Source organism: Kitasatospora sp. NPDC058184, assembly GCF_042883725.1.
In the GTDB taxonomy this organism is placed as follows: domain Bacteria; phylum Actinomycetota; class Actinomycetes; order Streptomycetales; family Streptomycetaceae; genus Kitasatospora.
The window spans coordinates 24423-34157 of record NZ_JBHVVE010000012.1; the positions used below are offsets into that span (position 1 = coordinate 24423).

Genomic DNA, 9735 nt, shown 5'->3' on the forward strand with positions numbered 1-9735 from the left:
CCAGGTGGGACCGGGGCGGACGTTGACCTGCGGTCTTCCGCCAGATGGGCCGAAAACGCGTGGTCGGCCGTCGAACGGGCTTGTCGGGCGGTGCGGTGCGTATGTCAGTCTCTGGGGGCCGTGTGCCGTGTTCCACAGTGTTCTGACGGGGAATTCCGAATCTCTCTTTCCTTTCCCTGGTTCTCCGGGATGCGTTCCGTCATGCCGTCGGTCGGTTCGAAGTGATAACAGGGGGCGTCATGTCTGATCTCCGCCATGGGCATTCCGAGGCCTCCGTGAATTCCGCGGGAAATCGGTCGGTGCCGGAGGAACCCATCGCGTTGGTCGGAATCTCCTGCCGCCTTCCGGGGGCTGCCGGACCCCGGCAGTTGTGGGACCTCCTGCGGGACGGCCGCAGCGCCGTCACCGAAACTCCCGACGACCGCCGGGGCGGTCCCGGGGGGCCCGGGGACGACGAGCCGTCCGCCCTGCGGTGGGGGGCGTTCCTGGAGGACGTGGACCGGTTCGACGCGGGGTTCTTCGGGATCGGCCCGCGCGAGGCCGCCGCGATGGATCCGCAGCAGCGCCTGGCCCTGGAGCTGAGCTGGGAGGCCTTCGAGGACGCGGGAATCCGCCCGGAGACCTGGCGCTCCCAGGACACCGCCGTCTTCCTCGGCGTGGCGTCCGGCGACTACGGCCTCCTGCTCGACCGTCGGGGACCGGCCGCCCGGACCCCGCACACCGTTGCCGGCACCCAGCGCGGCATGACGGCCAACCGCGTCTCGTACGCCCTCGGACTGCACGGCCCCAGCCTCACCGTCGACGCCGGCCAGGCGTCGTCGCTGGCCGCCGTCCACCTGGCCTGCGAGAGCCTGCGGCGCGGCGACTCCGCGCTCGCCGTGGCGGGCGGGGTGCACCTCAACCTGCTGCCCGACACGGCGCACGCGATGGCCGGGCTCGGCGCGCTCTCGCCCGACGGCCGCTGCTTCACCTTCGACGAGCGGGCGAACGGCTACGTCCGCGGCGAGGGCGGGGCGATGGTGGTGCTCAAGCCCCTGGGCCGGGCCCTCGCGGACGGGGACCCCGTGTACGGCGTCCTGCTCGGCAGCGCCCTGAACAACGACGGCGGCGGAGAGGGACTGACGGTGCCGGCCCGGGCCGGGCAGGAAGAGGTGCTGCGGCGGGCCTGCGCGAGGGCGGGTGTCGACCCCGCGCACGTCCAGTACGTCGAACTGCACGGGACGGGCACCAGGGTCGGCGACCCGGTCGAGGCCGCCGCGCTGGGCGCCGTGTTCGGCGCGGCCCGGACGGCCGGCCAAAGCCCCCTGCACGTCGGCTCGGTGAAGACGAACGTCGGCCACCTGGAGGCCGCGGCGGGCGTGGTCGGCCTGGTCAAGGTGGCACTGTCGCTCCAGCACGCGACGCTGCCGCCGAGCCTCGGCTTCCGCACCCCCAACCCGCTGATCGACATGGACGCCCTGCGGCTGCGCATGGTGACGGACCGCCTGCCGTGGACCGGGGCGGACGGCACCCGCCTCGCGGGCGTCAGCTCCTTCGGTCTCGGCGGGACCAACTGCCATGTCGTGCTGTCCCAGCCGCCCGCCCCCGCCGTGGACACCCGGGCGTCGGCGGACGGCGGTTCCGGTGTGGTGCCGTGGGTCCTGTCCGGTGCCACAGCGGAGGCGCTGCGGGCCCAGGCCGACCGCCTCCGGTCGTACGTGGCCGAGGAGCCCGACGCCGAACCCGCCGACGTGGCCCTCGCGTTGGCCACCACGCGCGCGACCCGGGAGCACCGCGCGGTCGTCGTCGCGGCCGACCGCGAGGAGTTCCTCCGGGCCCTGACCGCCGCCGCCGAGCCCGGCGGAGTCGACCCGGCACTGGTCCGGGGCAGCGTCGCCGAGGACGGCGAGGTCACCTTCGTCTACCCGGGCCAGGGCTCCCAATGGGACGGCATGGCACGGGAGTTGCTCGACACCTCGGCCGTCTTCCGGGAGCGGATGGAGCAGTGCGACCGGGCGCTGCGGCCGCACGTCGACTGGTCGCTGCTCGACGTCCTGCGCGGGACGCCCGACGCCCCGCCCCTGGAACGGGTCGACGTCGTCCAGCCCGTGCTGTGGGCCATGATGCTCGCCCTGACCGAGGTGTGGGGCTCCTTCGGGGTGCGTCCCGACGCGGTGGTGGGGCACTCGCAGGGCGAGATCGCCGCCGCGTGCGTCGCGGGCGCCCTCAGCGTCGAGGACGGAGCGAAGATCGTGGCGTTGCGCAGCCGCGCGCTCGGCCGGCTGGCGGGCACCGGCGCCATGGCCACCGTCTCCCTGCCCGTGGCGCAGGTCCGCGACCGGCTCGAACGGGGCTGGGACGGGGTGGAGATCGCCGCGGTCAACGGGCCGGTGTCCACAGTGGTCTCCGGCCCGCCCGGGAGCGTCGACCGGCTGCTGGCGGAGTACGAGGCCGAGGGCGTCTGGGTGCGCGCGATCCCGGTCGACTACGCCTCGCACTCCGGCGACGTGGAGGTCCTGCGGGACGCGCTGCTGACGGAACTCGCCGGGATCACCCCGCGCCGGTCGCGGATCCCGTTCTGCTCCACCGTCACCGGTGAGATCACCGACACCACGGAGCTGGACGCCGGCTACTGGTACCGCAACCTGCGCCGGCCGGTCCGGATGGAGACCGCCACCCGGCACCTGCTGGAGGCCGGGCACCGGACGTTCGTCGAGGTCAGCCCGCACCCGGTGCTCACCGTCGCGCTCCAGCAGACCGTCGGTGCCGCGGCGGCGGTCACCGGGACGCTCCGGCGGGGCGAGGGCGGTCCGCGCCGTCTGCTGGACTCCGTCGCCCGGCTCCACGTGCGCGGTGCGCGGGTCGACTGGCAGCCCGCGCTCCGGACGGGCAGCGGGCGCCGGCTCCGGCTGCCCACCTACCCGTTCCAGCGGCAGTCGTACTGGCTCGACGGCGAGGACCGGCGCGAGACCGTGGTGGCGGACGGGCGCGGGCCCGCGGTGGCGGACCGGCGTGAGCCGTTCGGAGCGGAGACCGGGGCCCCCGCACCCGGGCCGTCGCGGCCCGGCCACGGCGAACTGACGGGCCTCGTACGGGAACACGCCGCGGCCGTGCTCGGCCACCCGGAGCCCGGGCTGGTCGACACCTCCCGCCGCTTCAAGGACCTCGGCTTCGACTCGCTGGACGCCGTCAACCTCCTGGAACGGCTGACCGCCGCCACCGGCGTCCCCCTTCCGCCCACCCTGATCTTCGACCACCCCACACCCGCCCTCCTGGCGGAGTGGCTGCGCACGGAACTCGCGGGCGAACGCACCGACACCGGCACCGCACCCCTCCATACCCCCCACGACGACGAGCCGATCGCGATCGTGGGGATGGGGTGCCGGTACCCGGGCGGGGTGCGGTCGCCGGAGGACCTGTGGCGGCTGGTGTCGGAGGGGCGCGACGCGATCTCCGGCCTCCCGGAGGGGCGGGGGTGGGACCTGGAGCACCTCTACGACCCCGATCCCGACGCGGGGGAAGGCGGGCGGACGTACACGCGCGGCGGGGGTTTCCTGCACGACGCGGACCTGTTCGACGCGGGGTTCTTCGGCGTTCCGCCGCGCGAGGCGGAGGCGATGGATCCGCAGCAGCGGCTGCTGCTGGAGGTGTCGTGGGAGGCGTTGGAGCGGGCGGGGATCCGTCCCGACACCCTGAAGGGCAGTGCGACCGGCGTCTTCACCGGAGTGATGACCAGCGGCTACCGGCCCGCCCCCGCCCGGGTCCCGGTGGAGTTCGAAGGGCACGTCCTGACCGGCAACGAGAGCAGTGTCGCGTCCGGCCGGGTGTCCTACGTGCTGGGGCTGGAGGGCCCGGCCCTGTCGGTGGACACGGCGTGCTCGTCGTCGCTGGTGGCGCTGCACCTGGCGGTGCAGTCGCTGCGGCGGGGCGAGTGCTCGATGGCCCTGGCCGGCGGCGTCACCGTCATGGCGGCCCCGGCCACCCTCATCGAGTTCGCCCGGCACCGGGGTCTGTCCCCGGACGGCCGGTGCCGGGCGTTCGGTGAGGGGGCCGAGGGGACGGGGTTCGGTGAGGGCTGCGGCGTGCTGGTGCTGGAGCGGTTGTCGGACGCGCGGCGGGCTGGGCGCCAGGTGTTGGGGGTGGTGCGGGGTTCGGCGGTGAACCAGGACGGTGCGTCGAACGGGTTGACGGCGCCGAGCGGTCGGGCGCAGGTGCGGGTGGTGCGCGGGGCCTTGGCGGATGCCGGGTTGGCGGCGGGTGACGTCGACGCGGTGGAGGCGCACGGGACGGGCACGCGGTTGGGCGATCCGATCGAGGCGCAGGCCTTGCTGTCCGCCTATGGGGCGGGGCGCGAAGTGCCGTTGTGGCTGGGCTCGGTGAAGTCGAACATCGGTCACACGCAGGCCGCCGCGGGTGTGGCGGGTGTGATGAAGATGGTGCTGGCGATGCGGCACGGGGTGCTGCCGCGGACGTTGCACGCGGAGGTGCCGTCGTCGCATGTGGACTGGTCCTCGGGCGGGGTGGAGCTGCTGGGCGAGGCGCGGGAGTGGCCTGAGGTGGGTCGGCCGCGGCGGGCGGGTGTGTCCTCGTTCGGGATCAGTGGGACGAACGCGCATGTGATCGTGGAAGGGGTCGCCGAAGAAGCAACTGCCTCTCCCGATAGCCCTGTTGAGGATCCGGACGTGGTGCCGTGGGTGGTGTCCGGCCGGTCGGTGGAGGCGCTGCGGGCGCAGGCGGGCCGACTGGCGGAGTACCTGACGGAGCGCCCGGAGGTCGGCGCGGGCAGCGTCGGCTGGTCGCTGGTCGCGCAGCGCTCGCTGTTCGAGCAGCGTGCCGTTGTGACGGGTGCCGGCCGGGAGGAACTGCTCGCCGGACTGCGCGTCCTGGCCGAGGGCGGCACGGCGGACAACGTCACCGTCACGCCCTCCACCACACCCCCCGACGGCTCGAACGGGCTCGCGCTGCTCTTCACCGGCCAGGGCGCGCAACGCCTCGGCATGGGCCGCAGTCTGCACCGGGACTTCCCCGTCTTCGCGAAGGCGTTCGACGAGGCGTGCGCGCAGTTGGACGCGCACCTGCCCGTCCCCCTGAAGGACGTCGTCTTCGGTACGGACGCCGAACTCCTGGACCGCACCCTGTACGCCCAGTCGGCCCTGTTCGCCCTGGAGACCGCGCAGTTCAGGCTCCTGGAGCACTACGGCATCAGGCCCGACCACCTGCTCGGACACTCGGTCGGCGAGGTGGCCGCCGCCCATGTCGCGGGCGTGCTCGACCTGCCGGACGCCGCGCTCATGGTGGCGACGCGGGGACGGCTGATGCAGGCCGCCCGCGGCGACGGCGCCATGATCGCCGTGGAGGCCACCGAGCAGGAGGTCCTGACGGTCCTCGGAGAGCGCGAGGACCTGGCGGGGATCGCCGCCGTCAACGGCCCGCGGTCCGTGGTGGTCTCGGGTGATGCCGCGGTCGCCACCGAGGTCGCGGACCACTTCGCGGCGCTGGGGCGCCGGACCAGGCGGCTGCGGGTCAGCCACGCCTTCCACTCTCCCCACATGGACAGCGCGCTGGAGGAGTTCCGCACCGTCCTCGAAGGCCTGACCTTCCGCGCCCCCGTCCTCTCCGTCGTGTCCAACGTGACCGGGCGGGAGGCCACCGCCGAGCAGCTCTGCTCCCCTGACTACTGGGTGTCCCACATCCGCCGCGCCGTCCGGTTCGGCGACGGGGTCGAGCACCTCGCCGGGCTCGGCGTGGGGACCTACCTCGAACTCGGCCCCGACGGTGTCCTGACCGGTCTGGTCCCGGACTGCCTGCCGGCCGGGACCGACGCGGTCACCCTGTCGCTGCTGCGGGCCCGGCGCCCGGAGAGCGGCTCCCTGCTCACCGCGGTCGCCCAGGCCGCCTTCGCCGGCCACCTGCCCGACTGGTCCCCGCTCTTCCCGGGCGCGCGGCCGGTGGAGCTGCCGACGTACGCCTTCCAGCACCGGTCCTACTGGCTGACGCAGGACACCGCCGTCGCTGACGTGGCCTCAGCGGGTCTGGAGACGGTGGGGCACCCGCTGCTGGGCGCGGCGGTCGAGCGGCCCGAGGGGAGGGGCTGGGTGTTCACCGGCCGCCTGTCGCCCACGACCCACCCCTGGACGGAGGACCACGTCATCGGCGAGGAGGTGCTGCTGCCCGGTGTGGCGCTGCTCGACGTCGCCCTCGCGGCGGGCGCCCGGGCCGGCTGCCGGCGGCTGGACGAACTCACCCTGGAAGCCCCGCTGTCCCTCCACCCCGACGCCCCGGCCGACCTGCGCGTGGTGCTGGACCCCGAGGAGGAGGGACGCTGGTCGCTGGCCGTGTTCTCGCGCTCCGACGACACCTGGCGGCGCCACGCCACCGGCGTGCTGGCCGCCGGGGCCGAAGGCGCCGGGAGCGCGCTGACGGACTGGCCGCCGAAGGACGCGACCCCCCTCGACGTGGCCGACGCGTACCAGGCCCTGGCCGCCCGCGGCTACGACTACGGGCCGACCTTCCAGGGCCTGCGCGCCGCCTGGCGCGACGGCGACGTGCTGTACGCGGAGGTCGGGCTCCCGGCCGGCGTGGAGCCCTCCGGTTTCGGGGTGCACCCGGCCGTGCTGGACGCGGCGCTGCACCTGCTCGTCCTGGAGGGCGACCAGGCGGCCGGGCTCCGGCTGCCGTTCGCCTGGTCCGGTGCCGAACTGCACGCCACCGGTGCCACCGCGCTGCGGGTACGGCTGACGCCCACCGGCACCGACACCGTGGCCCTGGCCGTCTGCGACGCCGTCGGGGCGCCGGTCGCCACCGTCGAGGCGCTGACCCTGCGCCCCTACTCGGCGGCGGGCGGGGGCCGTACGCCGCTGTTCGCCGTGGACTGGGTGCCCGTGCCGGACCCGGCCGCCGGCACCGCTCCGGCCGGCCCGGCCCCGGACCTGCCGACGGACCCTCCGACGGACCGCTGGGCCGTCCTCGGCACGCGCGGCCCCGACCTGCCGGGCGTGGCCCGCCACGCCGACCTCACCACGCTGTCCGGTGCGGTCGAGGACCTGGAGGTGGCCGTCCTCCCGTGGACGGCGAGCGCGCCGGAGCACGAGGTGCCGTCCGCGGCCCATGACGCCGCCCGGGAGGTCCTGGGCCTGCTGAAGAGCTGGCTGGCCGAGGAGCACCGGACCTCCGCGCCCCTGGTGGTCCTCACCCGGAACGCGGTGGCCGTCGAAGCGGCCGAAGGCGTGGCGGACCTCGCCGCATCCGTGCTGTGGGGCCTGCTGCGCACCGCCCAGACCGAACACCCGGGCCGCTTCGTCCTCCTCGACGCCGACGCCGACCCGACCCCCGGGCTGGTGGCCGCCGCGCTCGCCACCGGAGAACCCCAACTGGCGCTGCGCAACGGCACCTTGAAGGCCGCCCGGCTGACCCGGCAGACACCCCGTGAGCTGCTCGCACCCCCGGAGGGCGCGCCGGCCTGGCGGATGGAACCGGGCGCCAGCGGCTCCCTCGACGCGCTGTCCCTCCGGCCCCGCCCCGAGGCGCTCGCCCCCCTGCTGCCGGGCGAGGTGCGCGTCGCCGTCCGCGCCGCGGGCCTCAACTTCCGTGACGCGCTGAACGCCCTGGGGCTCTACCCCGGCGACGCGGGCCCGCTCGGCATCGAGGGGGCCGGCGTGGTCACCGAGGTCGGCCCCGGAGTGACCGGGTTCGCGCCCGGCGACCGGGTCATGGGCCTGCTGCCCGGCGCGTTCGGACCGGTGGTGGCCACCGACAGCAGGATGCTCGTCACCGTTCCGGACGGCTGGACCTTCGCCCAGGCGGCGGCCGTTCCCGTCGTCTTCCTGACCGCCTACTACGCGCTGACCGACCTGGCCGCCCTGGCCCCGGGCCAGTCGCTGCTGGTCCATGCGGCGGCGGGCGGCGTCGGCATGGCCGCGGTCCAGCTCGCCCACCACCTCGGCGCGCGGGTCTTCGGCACCGCGAGCCCCGGCAAGTGGGACGCGCTGCGCTCCATGGGCCTGCCGGACGAGCGCATCGCCTCGTCCCGGGACCTCCTCTTCGAGCAGGGCTTCCGCCGGGTGCTCGGCGAGGACGGCGGTTTCGACGTCGTCCTCAACGCGCTGGCCCACGAGTACGTGGACGCCTCGCTGCGCCTGCTGCGCCCCGGCGGCCGGTTCCTGGAGATGGGCAAGACCGACGTCAGGGACCCCGCGTCCCTCCCCGACGTCTCCTACCAGGCGTTCGACCTCATGGTGGTCGACGCGGACCGCATCCAGGAGATGCTCACCGAGCTCGTGCGCCTCTTCGAGGCCGGCGCGCTCACCCACCTCCCGCTCACCGTCCGGGACGTCCGCCGGGGCAGGGAGGCCTTCCGCCACATCAGCCAGGGCCGCCACACCGGCAAGAACGTGCTCACCCTTCCGGCGTCGTTGGATCCGGAGGGTGCGGTGCTGGTGGTCGGTGGGACGGGGGTGTTGGGGGCGTTGCTGGCGCGTCATCTGGTGGTGGCGTGCGGGGTCCGGCACCTGGTGCTGGTGAGCCGTCGGGGTGTGGAGGCGCCCGGGGCGGTGGGGTTGCGGGACGAACTGCTGGAGTTGGGCGCGCGCACTGTGGTGGTGCGGGCGTGTGACGCGGCCGACCGTACGGCACTGGGGGTGCTGGTCGACGAGGTGGTGGCCGAGCGGCCGCTGACGGGTGTGTTCCACGTGGCGGGTGTGCTGCGCGACGGGGTGCTGGTGTCGCTGGGTGCGGAGGCGCTGGGGGAGGTGTTGCGGTCGAAGGTGGACGGCGCGTGGGCGTTGCACGAGGTGACGCGGGAGCGGTGCCCCGGGCTGGCCGCGTTCGTCGTGTACTCCTCGGTGTCGGGCCTGGTGGGCACCGCGGGTCAGGCGAACTACGCGGCGGCGAACACGTTCCTGGACGCGCTGGCGCAGGAGCGGTCGGCCCGGGGGCTGCCGGGCCTCTCGCTGGCGTGGGGGCTGTGGGAGCAGGAGTCCGGCATGACCGCCGGCCTCGACGACACGGCCTTCCAGCGCTTCGAGCGGTACGGCATCGGAAAGATCCCCTCCGAACAGGGCATGGCGCTGTTCGACGAGGCACGGCAGGGAAGCGAGCCGGCCGTGGCACCGCTGGTGCTCGACCCGGCGCGACTGCACGCGAGGGCCGCCGTGGCCGACCTGCCACCGCTGCTGCGCGGCCTCGTCTCCGCCCCGGCCCGGCGTACGGCGGCCCCGGCCGCGGCACCGAGGACGGCGGGCGCCTCCACCTGGACCGACCGGATCGCGGGGGCGGCCGGAGGACGCGGCCTCGACGTCGTGACGGAGCTCCTGTGCCAGGAGATCGCCGACGTCCTCGGCCACCCGGGGCCCGGAGCCATCGACACCGGCGCGGAGTTCCGGGGGCTCGGCCTCGACTCCCTCACCCTCGTCGAACTGCGCAACCGGCTCAACGCGGCCACCGGGCTCAGGCTCCCCGTCAACGTGCTGTTCGACCAGCCCACGCCGGACGAACTGGCCGCCCACCTCCTGGCGGCCCTCGAACCCGAGCAACCGGACCCGGTCTCGCGCATCCTCGCCGACGCCGACCGGATGGAGGAGGCGTTGAAGCTCTTCGCCGGCGAGCGCGAGGACCGCACCAGGGTCACCACCCGACTGACGCAGATCCTTCGCGCCTGGCAGCGGGAGCAGGACGAACCCGCCGAATCCGCCGACGACCTCGACCACGTGACCGACGACGAACTCTTCGACGCGCTCGACAACGAACTGTCGCGCTGAG

General features: G+C 74.7%; 1 protein-coding gene. It reads left to right on the forward strand.

Annotation, left to right across the window (positions count from 1 at the left end):
• The first annotated feature begins 275 nt into the window (after positions 1-275).
• Complete coding sequence (locus ACFVXH_RS23200) at positions 276-9734, forward strand: beta-ketoacyl synthase N-terminal-like domain-containing protein (RefSeq protein WP_387826744.1); 9459 nt, start codon at positions 276-278, stop codon at positions 9732-9734.
• The last annotated feature ends 1 nt before the right edge of the window (position 9735 follow it).